Source organism: Rhodoblastus acidophilus (assembly GCF_900187365.1).
Classification (GTDB): domain Bacteria; phylum Pseudomonadota; class Alphaproteobacteria; order Rhizobiales; family Beijerinckiaceae; genus Rhodoblastus; species Rhodoblastus acidophilus.
In genome coordinates, this window is the sequence record NZ_FYDG01000006.1 from 41354 (window position 1) to 54824 (window position 13471).

The 13471-nt window shown below is 64.9% G+C and carries 16 protein-coding genes; 11 read left to right on the top strand and 5 right to left on the bottom strand.

Going from position 1 to position 13471, the window contains the following annotated elements:
• The first annotated feature begins 106 nt into the window (after positions 1 to 106).
• The 4 genes from sdhC to CFB24_RS13135 are packed head-to-tail and all read left to right on the top strand — an operon-like array spanning position 107 to position 3597.
• Entirely contained in the window at positions 107 to 517 is a 411-nt protein-coding gene (gene sdhC, locus CFB24_RS13120; RefSeq protein ID WP_088521080.1) for a succinate dehydrogenase, cytochrome b556 subunit, read from the top strand.
• Positions 518 to 527: 10 nt separating this feature from the next.
• Positions 528 to 923, top strand: coding sequence for a succinate dehydrogenase, hydrophobic membrane anchor protein (sdhD, locus tag CFB24_RS13125; protein WP_088521081.1), 396 nt, complete (start codon positions 528 to 530; stop codon positions 921 to 923).
• Positions 924 to 971: 48 nt separating this feature from the next.
• Entirely contained in the window at positions 972 to 2804 is a 1833-nt protein-coding gene (sdhA, locus tag CFB24_RS13130; RefSeq protein WP_088521082.1) for a succinate dehydrogenase flavoprotein subunit, read from the top strand.
• Between the two features lie 13 nt (positions 2805 to 2817).
• Positions 2818 to 3597, top strand: coding sequence for a succinate dehydrogenase iron-sulfur subunit (locus CFB24_RS13135; RefSeq protein ID WP_088521083.1), 780 nt, complete (start codon positions 2818 to 2820; stop codon positions 3595 to 3597).
• 226 nt (positions 3598 to 3823) lie between these two features.
• On the opposite strand, the gene CFB24_RS13140 is transcribed toward CFB24_RS13135, so the two are convergent.
• The 4 genes from CFB24_RS13140 to CFB24_RS13155 all read right to left on the bottom strand — a co-directional run bounded on the left by CFB24_RS13140 (position 3824) and on the right by CFB24_RS13155 (position 7425).
• The gene (locus CFB24_RS13140) at positions 3824 to 4417 is read right to left on the bottom strand and encodes a GNAT family N-acetyltransferase (protein ID WP_088521084.1); all 594 of its coding nucleotides are present in this window, start codon (positions 4415 to 4417) and stop codon (positions 3824 to 3826) included.
• Positions 4418 to 4700: 283 nt separating this feature from the next.
• Entirely contained in the window at positions 4701 to 5102 is a 402-nt protein-coding gene (gene mutT / locus CFB24_RS13145; protein WP_088521085.1) for an 8-oxo-dGTP diphosphatase MutT, read from the bottom strand.
• 84 nt (positions 5103 to 5186) lie between these two features.
• Entirely contained in the window at positions 5187 to 6434 is a 1248-nt protein-coding gene (gene argJ / locus CFB24_RS13150; RefSeq protein WP_088521086.1) for a bifunctional glutamate N-acetyltransferase/amino-acid acetyltransferase ArgJ, read from the bottom strand.
• Positions 6435 to 6591: 157 nt separating this feature from the next.
• Positions 6592 to 7425: a peptidylprolyl isomerase gene (locus tag CFB24_RS13155; RefSeq protein WP_088521087.1), complete on the bottom strand. Its 834-nt coding sequence runs from the start codon at positions 7423 to 7425 to the stop codon at positions 6592 to 6594.
• Positions 7426 to 7569: 144 nt separating this feature from the next.
• On the opposite strand from CFB24_RS13155, the gene CFB24_RS13160 reads away from it, so the two are divergent.
• The 7 genes from CFB24_RS13160 to CFB24_RS13185 all read left to right on the top strand — a co-directional run bounded on the left by CFB24_RS13160 (position 7570) and on the right by CFB24_RS13185 (position 11956).
• A complete protein-coding gene (locus CFB24_RS13160; RefSeq protein ID WP_088521088.1) occupies positions 7570 to 7803 on the top strand; it encodes a hypothetical protein in 234 nt (77 codons plus the stop codon).
• Positions 7804 to 7819: 16 nt separating this feature from the next.
• Entirely contained in the window at positions 7820 to 9427 is a 1608-nt protein-coding gene (locus tag CFB24_RS13165; protein WP_088521089.1) for an OpgD/OpgG family glucan biosynthesis protein, read from the top strand.
• Between the two features lie 64 nt (positions 9428 to 9491).
• Positions 9492 to 9656, top strand: coding sequence for a hypothetical protein (locus tag CFB24_RS23080; RefSeq protein WP_158255297.1), 165 nt, complete (start codon positions 9492 to 9494; stop codon positions 9654 to 9656).
• The gene (locus tag CFB24_RS13170) at positions 9641 to 10399 is read left to right on the top strand and encodes a metal ABC transporter ATP-binding protein (protein ID WP_088521090.1); all 759 of its coding nucleotides are present in this window, start codon (positions 9641 to 9643) and stop codon (positions 10397 to 10399) included. The genes CFB24_RS23080 and CFB24_RS13170 overlap by 16 nt, the downstream gene beginning before the upstream one ends.
• 97 nt (positions 10400 to 10496) lie before the next feature.
• Positions 10497 to 10928: a hypothetical protein gene (locus CFB24_RS13175; RefSeq protein ID WP_088521091.1), complete on the top strand. Its 432-nt coding sequence runs from the start codon at positions 10497 to 10499 to the stop codon at positions 10926 to 10928.
• A gap of 178 nt (positions 10929 to 11106) precedes the next feature.
• Positions 11107 to 11271 carry a hypothetical protein gene (locus CFB24_RS23085; protein WP_158255298.1) on the top strand — a complete coding sequence of 55 codons (165 nt, stop codon included), beginning with the start codon at positions 11107 to 11109 and terminating at the stop codon, positions 11269 to 11271.
• Positions 11272 to 11317: 46 nt separating this feature from the next.
• The gene (locus tag CFB24_RS13185; RefSeq protein WP_088521093.1) at positions 11318 to 11956 is read left to right on the top strand and encodes a DUF938 domain-containing protein; all 639 of its coding nucleotides are present in this window, start codon (positions 11318 to 11320) and stop codon (positions 11954 to 11956) included.
• Here CFB24_RS13185 and CFB24_RS13190 read toward each other — a convergent pair.
• Positions 11904 to 13322 carry a short-chain fatty acid transporter gene (locus CFB24_RS13190; protein ID WP_088521230.1) on the bottom strand — a complete coding sequence of 473 codons (1419 nt, stop codon included), beginning with the start codon at positions 13320 to 13322 and terminating at the stop codon, positions 11904 to 11906. The two genes, CFB24_RS13185 and CFB24_RS13190, sit on opposite strands and share 53 nt — an antisense overlap.
• Positions 13323 to 13471: the final 149 nt, after the last annotated feature.

Sequence of the window (13471 nt, forward strand, 5' to 3'; positions counted from 1 at the left end):
CCGCATTGCGCCGACGGCGGCTTTCCATTATCGAGACCGTCAACCTGAAGGCGGCGCCGCGCTCAATCGTCGCAGACGCGCCAGCGGACCAACAGAAAGGCATCTCATGGCCGAGGCCAATTCCAGCCCGCTGCCGATCGAGCAGCGCCGTCCTCTTTCGCCGCACGTCCAGATCTACCGCTGGTCTGCCACCATGGCGATGTCGATCCTTCATCGCGTGACCGGCGTGGCCCTCTACGCCGGCACCCTGCTGCTCACCGTCTATCTGGTGACGGCGGCCGGCGGCGGCGTCGCTTTCGCGCAAGTCTCCCGCTTCTTCGGCTCGGCCCTCGGCCAGGTCATCCTGTTCGGCTACACGTTCGCGCTGATGCTGCATGTGTGCGGCGGTCTGCGCCACGCGGTCTGGGAGGCCGCGCGCGGGTTCGATCCGGTCAGCCGCAATCTGTTGGCCTGGAGCTCGCTGATCGGGGCCGTCGTCCTCACCGCGCTGGTCTGGGCCGGCGCCGCCATGCTCTGAGGAGGCGTATATGCCCAAACACGATTCCATTCTCCAGACCCCTCGCGCCCGCGTCAAACATCTCGGGACGGCCAGAGCCGGCACCCGGGATCTCTGGGAGATTCGTCTGACCTCGTTCGCCCTGCTGCCGTTGACGGTGGGCTTCGTGGCGATCGTGGCCATGCTCGCCAAGTCCGATCTCGCCGAGGCGCGCGCGCTGCTCGGCGCGCCGATCCCCGCCATGATCATGGTTCTGTTCGTGCTCGCCAGCATCTGGCACATGGCGGTCGGCCTGCGCTCGGTGATCGTGGATTACATCCGCCACCAGCACATGCGCGAATTGGCGCTGATGGCGAATCTCTGCTTCGCCATCGGCGTGGGGCTGGTCTGCACCTATTCGGTGATGCGCCTCAGTTTCATTCAGTAATGCGCGAGATCTCTCGCGCTGTCGTTCCAGATTTCAAGGGCATGAACCATGGCTTCTTCTGACGCGCCGGCGAACCCGGCCCTTGGCGGCAAGGCCTATCCGATCGTCGACCACACGTTCGACGTGGTGGTGGTCGGCGCCGGCGGCGCGGGCTTGCGCGCCACTGTCGGCTGCTCGCAGGCCGGTCTGCGCACCGCCTGCATTTCCAAGGTGTTTCCGACCCGGTCCCACACGGTCGCGGCGCAGGGCGGCGTCGCCGCCTCGCTGGCGAACATGGGGCCGGACAATTGGAAATGGCACATGTACGACACCGTCAAGGGCTCCGACTGGCTCGGAGACCAGGACGCGATCGAATATCTCTGCCGCAACGCCCCTGACGCCGTTTACGAGCTGGAGCATTGGGGCGTGCCCTTCTCCCGCACGGCCGAGGGAAAAATCTACCAGCGCCCGTTCGGCGGCATGACCACCGACTTCGGCAAGGGCCCGCCGGCCCAGCGCACCTGCGCCGCCGCCGACCGCACCGGCCATGCGATGCTTCACACGCTTTACGGTCAGGCGCTGAAGAATTCGACCGAGTTCTTCATCGAATATTTCGCCATCGACCTGATCATGGACGCGGAAGGCAAGTGCCGCGGCGTGGTCTGCCTGAAGCTGGACGACGGCACCATCCACCGGTTCCGCTCGCAACTGGTCATTCTGGCCACCGGCGGCTACGGCCGCGCCTATTTCTCCGCCACTTCGGCCCATACCTGCACTGGCGACGGCGGCGGCATGATTCTCCGCGCCGGCCTGCCGATTCAGGATCTGGAATTCGTGCAATTCCACCCGACCGGCATTTATGGCGCAGGCTGCCTGATCACCGAGGGCGCGCGCGGCGAAGGCGGCTATCTCACCAACGCCAAGGGCGAGCGCTTCATGGAGCGTTACGCGCCGTCGGTGAAGGATCTGGCGCCGCGCGACATGGTCTCGCGCGCCATGACCATGGAAATCCGCGAGGGACGCGGCGTCGGCAAGAATGCGGACCATATCTATCTGCATCTCGACCACCTCGACCCGGCGATCCTGCACGAGCGTCTGCCCGGCATTTCGGAAAGCGCCAAGATTTTCGCCGGCGTCGACGTGACCCGCGAGCCGATCCCGGTGCTGCCGACCGTCCACTACAATATGGGCGGCATCCAGACCAACTATCACGGCGAAGTGCTGACCAAGAAGGGCGACAATCCCGACGTGGTGGTGCCCGGCCTGATGGCGCTCGGCGAAGCGGCCTGCGTGTCGGTCCATGGCGCCAATCGTCTCGGCTCCAACTCGCTGATCGACCTGGTGGTGTTCGGCCGCGCCGCCGGCCTGCAGGCCGCCGAGATCGTCAAGCCCGGCGCCAAGCAGCCGGAACTGCCGGCCAATTCGGCGGAACTGGCGCTGTCGCGCCTCGACCGCTACCGCCACGCCAATGGCGCCACGCCGACGGCCGACCTGCGCCTGCGGATGCAGAAGGTGATGCAGAACAATTGCGCGGTGTACCGCACCGGCGAAGTGCTGCAGGAGGGATGCCGGCTGATCCACGACGTCTGGTCGGGCCGCGACGACATCAAGGTCACCGACCGCTCGCTGATTTGGAACTCCGATCTGATCGAGACGCTGGAGTTCGACAATCTCATCGTTCAGGCGGTGGTCACCATGGTTGGCGCGGAAAACCGCAAGGAATCGCGCGGCGCCCACGCCCGCGAGGATTTCGCGCAACGCGACGACGCCAACTGGATGAAGCACACGCTGGCGACCATTGACGATGACGCCAAGAAGGTGTCGATCGATTATCGCCCGGTCCACAGCTACACCATGACCGACGAGGTTTCGTATATCGAGCCCAAGGCTCGCGTGTACTGATCGAGGATTTAAAATGGTCGAACTCGCCCTACCTAAAAACTCGGTCTATGGACCCGGCAAGATCTGGCCCAAGCCGGCCCATGCGACGAAGCTCACCGAATTCCGCATCTATCGCTGGAATCCGGACGACGGGCGCAACCCCCAGATCGACACCTTTTTTGTCGATCGCGAGGATTGCGGCCCGATGGTGCTCGACGCGCTGCTCTACATCAAGAACAAGATCGATCCGACCTTGACGCTGCGCCGCTCCTGCCGCGAAGGCATTTGCGGCTCCTGCGCCATGAACATCGACGGTCAGAACACCCTGGCCTGCACCAAGGCCATCGACGACGTGAACGCGCCGGTGAAAATCTTCCCGCTGCCGCACATGCCGGTGGTGAAGGATCTGGTGCCGGATCTGACCCATTTCTACGCCCAGCACGCCTCGATCGAGCCCTGGCTCAAGACGGAGACGCCGGCGCCGGAAAAGGAATGGCTGCAATCGCCGGTCGATCGCGCCAAGCTCGACGGCCTCTACGAGTGCATCCTTTGCGCCTGCTGCTCGACGTCGTGTCCGTCCTACTGGTGGAACGGCGACCGCTATCTCGGTCCGTCCGCTCTGCTGCAGGCCTATCGCTGGCTGATCGATTCGCGCGACGAAGGCACTGGCGAGCGCCTCGACGATCTGGAAGATCCGTTCCGGCTCTACCGCTGCCACACCATCATGAACTGCGCCCGCGCCTGCCCCAAGGGTCTGAACCCCGCCAAGGCCATCGCGGAAATCAAGAATCTGATGGTGGCGCGTCAGGCGTAATCCGCCGCCCCCGTTTACAACAAGGGCGCGTCCCCGCGGGGGACGCGCCCTTTTGTTTGGCCGGTCAGGCGGCGTCGGTTTCGACCGGCTTGAGCTTGCCCGACGGACGCTTTCGCGCGTCAATCGCAGGGCAGGGCGCCCTCGCCGCCATTGCGGGAGCCTGGCGACGCGCAAAAAAGCGCGCCCCGAAGGACGCGCTCTTTTATCGTTCGATGGTGCGGGCGCCTCAGGCGACCCGGCGCTGCTGCAGCGAGAAAACCCGAGTTTGCAGATCCAGCATGGCCGTGGCGAAGCTGGTGGCGTTGTCGGCGAATTCGCCCCACACCGTGGCGGCGTCGGGGGCGCGAGCCACCAACTTGCCGGTGCTGTCGTCGGTCTCGAAATGCAGGTCGGCGGAGAATTTCCGCGCCAGCGCTTGCATCGCCACATTGCTGGCGAGGCAGGTCATGTAGAGGGCGTCGGCGCGGCGGTTGCGCGCCGCCCGCACGATGCGCGACATCAGTTCGGTGCCCACCCCGCGCCGGCGCCATTCCTTCTCAACGGAAAACGCCGCCTCGACGGAGCCGCCGATGATGTTGTTGCCGACCGAGCGCAGTTCGCCCGCGCCGCGCAGCACGCCATCCACGTAATAGCCATAGATCACGTCGTCGATGCCGAAGCAGCGCTCCGCGTAGCGGGTGAGAAAATCGTCGTTGACCGCCATTGCGTAGCGGTCGTAACGGCTTTGCGCGTCCAGACGGAGAAGGTGGTCCCGGAACGCCGGCAGGTCGGCCGGCCACAGTCTGCGAACTACGCCGCCATGGATCATCGCCTGTTCCATGTGGTCTTCCTATTCCTCTGCGCGGCGGTACAGCCGCTGTTGAAGCTCACCCCCCTCGGCGAACGTTTCCTCGATTATTATTATTATGGTGCACTGCAGCAATTAGTTCAAGGGCAGTTCGCCTGCAAATGACATTTATCAGGTGATAAAATGACTTTTGTCATCTTATCACAAAAAGCGCACAACTTTCAGCAAGCACGACGTGAAATCGTTCCATCACAATATATTGCAGTGCAACATGTTTGGGCGACGCTTCCGCCGAAGCGCGCTACTTTTTACGCGGTCAAGCCAGCAATTCAACCAAGGCGGGAATCAATGGCTCATCCGCTGGCGGCATCGAATAGTCCCGCAGCTTGGTCGCCGCAACCCATTTCAGCGTTTGACCTTCGCGTGCGGCAATATGTCCTTCCCACCGACGGCACACATACAATGGCATCAAAAGATGAAAATCCGGATAACCATGACTGGCGAAGGTCAAAGGGGCGAGACAGGCCGCCTTTACGGAGATCCCCAGTTCTTCTTGCAACTCGCGGATCAAGGCTTGTTCGGGGCGTTCGCCGGCGTCGATCTTCCCGCCGGGAAATTCCCACAGGCCGGCGAGCGACTTGCCTTCCGGCCTCTGCGCGATCAGCACGCGATTGTCGGCGTCCACCAGCGCAGCCGCGACGACGAGCAGCAGCTTCATGTCGGCTCCTTGCGGCGAGCGTCGTCGAGGACGCGCCGTTTCCGTTTCGATGATCGAGAGAGGGCGTCCGGAGACGCCCAGGATTTATGACCGGTAATCGCCGTTGATGGCGACATATTCCTTGGTCAGGTCGCAGGTCCAGACGGTCGCCGCGCCATCGCCGATGTCGAGGTCGGCGCGGATCACGATCGTGTCCTTTTTCATTTCGGTCGTCACCGCCGCCTCGTCATAATCGGGGTCGCGCAACCCGTTATGCGCCACGCGGATGCCGTTGAACCAGATCGACAGGCGGTCGCGGTCGGCCTTTTCGCCGGCCTTGCCGACGGCCATGACCACGCGGCCCCAATTGGCGTCCTCGCCGGCCACCGCCGTCTTCACCAGCGGGGAATTGGCGATGGAGAAGGCGATGCGCTTCGCCGCCTTGTCGCTGTCGGCGCCGGTCACCTGCACTTCAATGAAATGCCGGGCGCCCTCGCCGTCGCGCGCCACCTGCTGCGCCAGATCGACCAGCAGGGCGTCGAGTTTTTCGGCGAAATCCTCGAGATCCTCGTCGCGGGCCTTCTTGACCTTCCTCTGGCCGCGCGCTTCCGCCGCGCCGGTGGCGAACAGCATCAGCGTGTCGGAGGTGGAGGTGTCGCTGTCCACCGTCAGCGAATTGAACGAATCCTTCACGCCCCTGGACAGCAGTTTTTGCAGCGCTTCGGAGGAAATGGCGGCGTCGGTGAAGACATAGGCCAGCATGGTCGCCATATCCGGCGCGATCATGCCGGCGCCTTTGGCGATGCCGTTGATCGTGACCTCGACGCCGTCGATCATGGCTTTAGCCGTGGCGACTTTCGGGAACGTGTCGGTCGTCATGATGGCGCGGGCGGCGTCGATCCAGGCGTCGGCGCGGGCGTCGGCGGCGAGGCGCTCAAGCACGCCTTCAAATTTCCGGGCGTCGAGCGGTTCGCCGATCACGCCGGTCGAGGCGAGGAAAATCTCGCTTTCGTCGGCGCCGACGGCCTTTGCCGCCAGTTTCGCCGTCAGTTCGGTCGCCTCGCGGCCGACCTTGCCGGTGAAGGCGTTGGCGTTGCCGGAATTGACCACCAGCGCGCGGGCCGTGCCGCCTTCGAGATTGTCGCGGCACCAGTCCACCGGCGCGGACGGGCACCGGGAGGTGGTGAAGACGCCGGCCACGGCGGCCGGCTTGTCGAACACGGCGAGAACCACGTCGGTGCGGCCCTGGTAGCGAATGCCCGCTGCGCCGGCGGCGAGGCGCACGCCGTCGATCGGCGGCAGTTCGGCGTAGAATTTGGGCGCAAGGGGGGAGAGCGGGGCGGGCGCGGCCATCGGATAAGTCCTCGTGCTTTTTGGAAGCCGTCTTCGTTTGCGTCGCCGAAGCGTCGCCGTCAAGGCGCAATCCTGGCGGAAAGCGGGCGCGCCGCCGTCCGTCACGACTGAAATGGCAAGAAAAAGCCCCGCAGAAGCGGGGCTTTGAAGCTCTGCCTTATTTCTTGGCGGGCTCGTCCGCGCGGGTGATCTTGGCGGCGTCGCGCAGCTTCATGATGGCTTCGCTCTGCACCTTCTGCTGCACGAAATGCTCGACCTGGTCCTTGACCTGATCGAAGGGCGGGAAGGCCTTCTGGCGCTTTTCCAGCACCTTGATCACATGCCAGCCGAACTGCGTCTTGACCGGGTCGGACACCTTGCCCGCTTCGGTCTTGAACGCGACGTCGGCGAATTCCGGCACCATGCGGTCCTTGGTGAACCAGCCGAGATCGCCGCCCTTGGACCCCGGGTCCTTGGAGAGTTCGTCGGCCAGCTTGCCGAAATCCTCGCCTTTCTTCAGGCGCTCCTCGACCTTCTTGGCCTCGTCCTCGGTGGGGACGAGAATATGCAGCGCGTGAATCTCGTCTTCCGGCTTCTGCGCCTTGGCGGCCTCGTCATAGACCTGCTTTTCGGCGGCGGGCGTGACGCCTTCCTTGGTGACCTTGCCGAGATAGGTCTCCATGAGCAGCTTCTGGCGGAAATAGGCGAGTTTCTTGGCGAAATCCTGGCTCTGGTCGAGCTTGTCGGCCGTGGCCTTCTGGTTCACCAGCGTGATGTCGATGAGATAGTCGAGCAGGGCCTTCTGGCGGGCCGACTCGTCCATCTGCTTGGGCAGGGCGTTGCCGACGTCGGCGCTCGCCGCCTCGACGTCCGCGTCAGTGATCTCCGCGCCATTGACGGTGGCCAGCACCTTGGCGGCGGCGGGGTACGAAGCGAGGGCCAGCGCGCCGGCGCAAAGGGGAAGGGCGAGAGCGGCGCGGCGCAAGGCCGCGAGGGCGGGAGAAAATGCCATTGGGGGTGCAAGCTCCAAGAGTGAAACGGCGGGCGGTGACCTTTTGCCCGAAATCATGCGTCATCACAAGTTCTCGCCGCGATTGCGCCGGGCCGTGTCATGGTCTAGACCGGAGAAGAGGAGCGCGATTTCGCGAATAACGATATGGCCGAGAAGAAGATCATCTGGACCAACGCCGGAACCTTGATCGCGCTGGCGATCCTCGTCGGCACCGAACTGGTCGGCGCCTCCTGGGCGGCGGGCTGGGCCCTCAGCGGCCTGTTCCAGCTGGGATCGACCATCGGCCGGGCGATGGAGCTGGTTTTCATCGCGATCGGCTTCGTCGGTCTCTATTACTTCATGCGCAAGGCTGTCGCGCACGAGCCTTTCCGCCACTGACCCCCCAGGCCTTTCCATGACATCAACCTTTGATCGCAGGGCTTTCTGCAAGAGCTTCGCCCTCTCCGCAGCCGCCGGACTCGCCGGCGCGGGCGGCGGCGCCGCGCTCGCCGCCACGCCGGGCCTGAAGCTCGGACCCGAGAAACCGTTCACCTTCGAGGCGCTGCAGGCGCAGGCCAAGAAAATGTCGGGCGAGTCCTATGTCGGCCCAGGCGCGCCCGCGCCCGACATCCTCGACAAGATCGACTATGACGCCTGGGGCAAGATTCGCTTCAACAACGATTTCGCGCTCAACGCCACCGGGCCGAACCGGTTCCCGGTGACCTTTTTCCACCTCGGCCGCTTCTTCAAGAAGGCGGTGGCGATCCATGTCGTCGAGAACGGCAAGGCGCGCGAGATCATCTACGACCAGTCCTATTTCGACATGCCCGCGGATTCGCCGGCCAAGGCCCTGCCGAAGGGCGTGGGTTTCGCCGGTTTCCGCTTCCAGGAGCCGAAGGACGGGACGAAATACGACTGGCATGGGAATGATTGGGTCGCGTTCCTCGGCGCCTCCTATTTCCGCGCCATCGGCTCGCTGCACCAATACGGCCTTTCGGCGCGAGGGGTCGCGCTGGACACGGCGGTGGCGGATCGCAACGAGGAATTCCCGGATTTCACCAAAATCTACATCGGGCCGCAGGAGGGCGATTCCGTCACCATCTTCGCGCTGCTGGAAGGTCCGAAAATCGTCGGCGCCGTCAAGTTCGTGATGGCGCGCGGCGAGGGCGTGGTGATGGACATCGACCAGGCCTTCTACCTGCGCGGCAATGTCGCGCGGTTCGGCGTGGCGCCGCTCACCTCGATGTACTGGTTCTCGGAGACCGCCAAGCCGACCATGATCGACTGGCGCCCGGAAGTGCATGATTCCGACGGTCTGGCGATGTGGACCGGCTGGGGCGGCCGGCTCTGGCGCCCGCTCAACGATCCGCCGCATATCATGGCCTCGGCTTTTTCCGACATCAACCCCAAGGGGTTCGGCCTGCTGCAACGCGACCGCGTGTTCGACCACTATATCGACGGCGTGAATTACGAGAAGCGCCCCAGCCTGTGGGTCGAGCCGAAGGGCGAGTGGGGCAAGGGCGCCATCCATCTGGTGGAGTTGACGACCGACGACGAGATTCACGACAATATCGTGGCCATGTGGGTGCCCGACGCGCCCGCCGTGGCCGGTTCGGAATTCCATTTCTCCTATCGGCTGCACTGGCAGGCCGACGAGCCGTTCTTTCCCGCCAATCTCGCGCGTGTGGTCGCCACCCGCCTGGGTCGGGGCGGGCAGCCGGGCCAGCCGCGCCCGCCGGGCGTGCGCAAGTTCCTGATCGAGTTTTTGGGCGGCCCGCTGGCCGATCTGCCCAAGGGCGTGATGCCGGAGCTGGACGTCTCGGCCTCGCGCGGCACGTTCGGCGCGTACCGGCTGATGGAGGCCGTGCCCGATGACGTGCCGGGCCATTGGCGGGTGCAGTTCGACCTCGCCAATATCGAAGGCAACGATCCCGTGGAGTTGCGCGCCTTCCTGAAACTCGGCGACCGCGCCCTGTCGGAGACCTGGATGTTCCAGTATCATCCGATGCAGCCGGGAACCTAGGGAGACATCGCGTCTCCCTTTCTTCTCCCGCCTGCCGGGGGATGAGCAGGAAGAAGGCGGCGGCATGGCCTCGGACACACGCTTGCATCGTCACGGTCACACGCATGCGCCCGCGCCGCGGCGCGAGGCGGGCTTCTCGCTTTTGCGCCTGTCCGCCGCGCGCCGCATCGGCCTGGCGCTGATTGTCGTGGCGCTGTTGTGGGGAGGGGTGCTTTGGGCGCTGTCCTGACGCCGCCGACCATCCGGCTGCGCGATCTCACGCTCGGCTACGACCGCCATCCCGCCGTTCATCATCTCGACGGCGCCATCGCGCCCGGCGCTCTGCTGGCGATTTGCGGCCCCAACGGCGCCGGCAAATCGACGCTGATCAAATCCATTGTCGGGATCGTCAAGCCGATGGGCGGCGCCGTCGATTTCGGCGGCGCGCGGGCGCGCGAAACCATCGCTTATCTGCCGCAGGCGGCGCAGATCGACCTGAGCTTTCCCATCAACGTGTTCGACATGGCCGCGATGGGCCTGTGGCGCGACATCGGGCCGTTCGGGGGCGTGTGCGCGGCGGGCGCGCGCAAGGCGCATGAGGCGCTGGCCGCGGTCGGACTCACCGGCTTTGAGCGCCGCCAGATCGGCGCGCTGTCCGGCGGGCAGACGCAACGCCTGCTGTTCGCGCGGCTTATGTTGCAAGACGCGCCCGTCATCCTGCTCGACGAGCCGTTTTCCGGCATCGACGAGCGCACCGTCGGCGATCTTCTGGCCCTGATGGCGCGCTGGCGCGGCGAAGGCCGCACCATCGTCGCCGTGCTGCACGATTTCGACATGGTGCGGCGGCGTTTTCCCGAAACGCTGCTGCTGGCGCGCGAGAAAATCTATTGGGGGCCGACCGAGGCGGCGCTGTCGCCCGACAATCTGGCGCGCGCGCGCCAGATGATCGAGGCGTTCGACGATCAGGCCCAGGCGTGCGCGCGCGCGCTTTGACCGGGGGCGCGCCCGCCGGGCGCTTTGGTTAACGATAAGCTTTCCATCGGTTTTTGCGAGGCCTATACTCGCGACGCTTTGATGAGGGAGTTTTGTCATGAATGTCTGGCGTCGTGTTTTGGGTGCGCTGATCGTTGCGGTCGGCGTCGGCGCTGCCTCCACCGCTTTCGCCGACAGCGGCTCCATTCGTCTCACGGTGGTCAAGGGCGGCTGGTTCCTCGGCGCCAACGGCGGCTCGGGCGTGCTGGTTTATCACGGCAAGCGCTACCCGCTCTCGGTCGGCGGCATCGACGCGGGGCTGGTGTTCGGCGTCTCCAAGACCGAGTTTCACGGTCGGGTCAGCCGCATCAACCGCCCCTCGGACGTCGCCGGCGTTTATGGCGCGGGTGGGGCGGGCGCCGCTTTGGGCATGGGCGCCCGCGTGATCGCGCTGACCAACGAAAAAGGCGCCGTTTTGGAGCTGCAGGGCCGGCAAATCGGGCTGATCGCCAATCTCGACCTCAGCGGACTGGTCATTTCGCTGCGCTAGCGCGCGGCGCCATACCTTGCTTGTGGCTTGCGTTGGGCGAAATTGCAGCAACTTTAAGTTGTAAAATGTTTGGCCGGGACTCGCGGATTTGTTAACTATTGATTCATAAATATCGTTACTGATTCGCTGCGAGGGGCGCAAAATGCCGGCCAACTCATCAAACGCCGCCGAGGCGGTCTTGATCGATCTGTCATTCGCCTTGGCCGAAATCGCCCTGTCCGACCTCAAGACCGAGCACGCCATTCGCGCCGCCGCACGGATCAGGAGCGCCATGACCGAGATCCGGCTGCTCGCGCCCGCGCAGCCCTATGAGCCGGAGCCGGACGAGATCGCCGCGGCATAGCGGCGGGGTCTTTGTCTTTCGACAGGCTTCGGCCATAATCGGCGGCATGGACCCACGTCAGACCGCGCCCGCCGTCGCGCGCAACCGCGACGCTCTTCTCGTCTTGCTGCGCTACGTGTTGCCGCGCGAGGGGCGCGTGCTGGAAATCGCCAGCGGCACGGGCGAGCATGTCGTCCATTTCGCCCGCAACCTGCCGGGTGTGAGCTTCCAGCCCTCCGATCCCGATGCGGCGGCCCGCGCCAGCATCGCGGCCTGGACCGCTGCGGAGCGTCTCGCCAATGTGGCGGCACCGCTGGCGCTGGATGCCGCCGCGCCGGATTGGCCGATCGCGCGCGCCGACGCGGCGCTCTGCATCAATATGGTCCATATCTCGCCGTGGCGGGCGACCCTCGGCCTGTTCGCCGGCGCGCGAAAAATCCTCTCCGTCGGGGCGCCGCTGTTTCTCTATGGCGCCTACAAGCGCGGCGGCGCCCATACCGCGCCGAGCAATGTCGCCTTCGACGAATGGTTGCGCGCGAAAAACCCGGAATTCGGCGTGCGCGATCTCGAGTCGGTGGTCGCGGCGGCGGCGGCGAACGGGTTTGGGCCGCCTGAGATTTTTGAAATGCCGGCGAACAATCTGAGCCTGGTTTTCAGAGCGTCCTCGCCAGTCCCCACAACAGCAGCATCACCAGCGGGGCGCTGAACAGCAGCTGCGTGAAGCAGAAGCCGACGATGTCCTTGGCTTTCAAGCCGAGCACCCCGAGCAGCGGCAGCATCCAGAACGGATTGATCAGGTTGGGCAGAGCCTCGGCGGCGTTATAGACCTCGACCGCCCAGCCCATATGCGCGTGAAGATCCTTGGCCGCCTGCATCACATAAGGCGCCTCGATGATCCATTTGCCGCCGCCCGAAGGCACGAGAAAGCCGAGGAAGGCCGAATAGACGCCGATCACGATCGGGAATGTGTCTGCTGTGGCGATGGAGACGAACAGGTTGGAGATGTAGTGCGAGATGGAATGGCCGCTCGCCCCGTTCACATGGGTCAGCAGGCCGGCGATGGCGCCGTAGAAGGGAAACTGGATCAGAACGCCGGCGCAGGCCGGCACGGCTTTCGTCACCGCGCGCAGGAAACTGCGGATGGTCCGGTGCAGCAGCAGGCCGATCATCAGAAAAATGAAATTGTAGGTGTTGAGGTTGGAAATGGCGTTGAGCGGCCCCTTGCTGGAAAATTCGCTGAAGATGAAGCCGGCCGCCAGCAGCGCGATCAGGATGGGCAGGACCGGGCTGAATTCGAACCAGTCGCCCGGCCGGGTCTGGGTCTCGGCCATTTGCACATCCGCCGAGATGTCGCAGCCGAGGTCGGCGGCGGTTCGGACCCTGTCGCCGCGCGGCGCGGAGAAATAGGAGATCAGCACGGCGCAGACGAGCAGGATCGCCGCCATCAGCATGGATTGCGGCAGGAAGATCGTCTGGCTGAGCGGGATGACGCCGGTAATGTCGGCGATGGCTTTGGGCATGGAGGCGGCGTTGGCCTGCAGCATGGCCGACGAGGAGGAGAGGCCCAGCGCCCAGGTGGCGCCGAGGCCGAGATAGGCGGCGGCGCCGGCGGCGCGATAGTCGAGGTTCAAATCGGCCCGGCGCGCCAGCGCGCGCGTCAGCAGCCCGCCCAGCACAAGGCTTAGCGCCCAGTTGAAAAAGGACGACGCCATCGAGATGAAGGCCACCCAGGCCACGGCCTGCGCGCCATTTCGGGGAACGAGGGCGAGGCGGCCGATCAGCCGGGCGCAGGGCGGGGAGGCCGCGACGACATAGCCGGCGATCACCACCATGGCCATCTGCATGGTGAAGGGGATCAACGACCAGAAGCCGGCGCCGAATTCATTGGCGATGGCGAGCGGGGCGGCTCCCATGGCGAGATCGGCGGCGACCACCGCCAGCAGCGTCAGCACGACGAAGACGAAGGCGTCGGGAAACCATTTTTCCGCCCAGGCCGTGAAGCCATAAGCGAGGCGCTCCAGGCCGCTCAGCCGCGCCGGCGGGGTCGGATTCGGTCGAGCGGCTTGGGTCATTTCGGCCTCCGGATGGTTTTGGCGCAAGCTGCGCAACGCGGGCGGGAGTTGACAGATTACAAGGACGAAACGGCTCTCGGTCAAGCCAACGGCGCCGCGGATTTCGGACTCGCCCTTGCCAAATCCGGACGGCCGTTTCAAATGGTCTC